We start from the raw sequence: 1,196 nt of genomic DNA on the forward strand, positions 1-1,196 counted from the left end.
AGCTGCGCGACGAGGTGCCCCGTGAACGGATGTGCCACTGTAAGCATTCAGGTGGGTGCTGCTTGGGGCGGTGACCAGGGGTGTCCTGTGAGGGCGTCGCGTGGTGCGGTGAGGATGTCGTCGCCGTATTTGGTGCCGGTGGAGATGTACCCGCGGATCCGTAGCCACTGCTGCGCGGCGATCTCCGAGCAGTGGCAGCCGCTGATCTTGAGCTGGGTCTTGGTCGGTCGGACGTCGCGTTCGGCCTGGTTGTTGGTGAACGGCACGGCGAGGTCGCGCGCGAACAGCAGCACCTGGTCGTCACGGTCGCGCAGGCGTTCGAGCAGGTTACGGGTCTTGGATTGTCGGCGCCCGGGCCCGCGGCGGTGCTCGGCGAGCCCGCCCAGCAGCGCGTGGCGCCCAGAGTCGCGCAGGGGGTCGACGATCTCGGCTGGGATCGCCCACCGGTGCTGCTCGAGGGCCTGGTGGGCGGCGGTGTTGAGCCCGTGCAGGGCGCGTAGTGCCTGCTCTGGCCAGTCCTGGTCGGGGTGCGTCTCGCCGGCGGCGACCAGCTCGCGGGCCAGGTGCGCCCCGCACAGGGCGTGCCGGGCCTGCGGGTAGGCGTCATAGACCGACAGCGCGTCATGCACGACGGTTCCGCTGAACGCGGGCAGCACATCGAACTCGGCCACAGCGGCGCGTCCGCGGGAGGGGTGCAGGTGATAGGCGGTCAACTTCTCGGTGCCCGCGACGTGCAGCCACCACCGGGCCCCGTTGATGTTGCTGCTGGTCTCGTCGACGTGGATCACGTGCGCGAGCACGATCAGAGATTTGATCAGCTTCTCGACGTCGACCAGCAGCTCGGCCACGGTGGTCAGCACCGAGCTGATCCAGCTGGTCGACGGGCGCGCCCCGGTCACGTCGGCGATCAACTGAGCGGTGCGAGCGACCGGAACGTGCTGGAACACCAGCAGGTACACCGCCAGCGCACGCAGGTTCGGCCCGTAGACCGCCGCCGCGCCCACCCCGGCCGGAGCGGCCGCGGTCGTCGTCGCGCCACAGCCGCACCGCTTCTGGTGCAGCCGGTGCTCGACCACGACCGGGCGGATGGTCGGGATGTCGCGGACCTGGCGACGCACCATCCCGGCCACGTTCGCCCCGGATAGTTCGGTGCCGCAGCCGGTGCTGCCATCCGCTACTTGAGCGCCCACCTCGTC

General features: G+C 70.2%; 1 protein-coding gene. It reads right to left on the reverse strand.

Features of this window, described 5'->3' with window-relative positions:
• Positions 1-47 precede the first annotated feature (47 nt).
• A partial coding sequence (gene tnpC, locus D8M34_RS17940; protein WP_126894701.1) for an IS66 family transposase occupies positions 48-1,196 on the reverse strand: 1,149 nt, incomplete at its 5' end.

It is taken from the genome of Microbacterium sp. HSID17254, from assembly GCF_003989315.1.
In the GTDB taxonomy this organism is placed as follows: Bacteria; Actinomycetota; Actinomycetes; order Actinomycetales; family Microbacteriaceae; genus Microbacterium.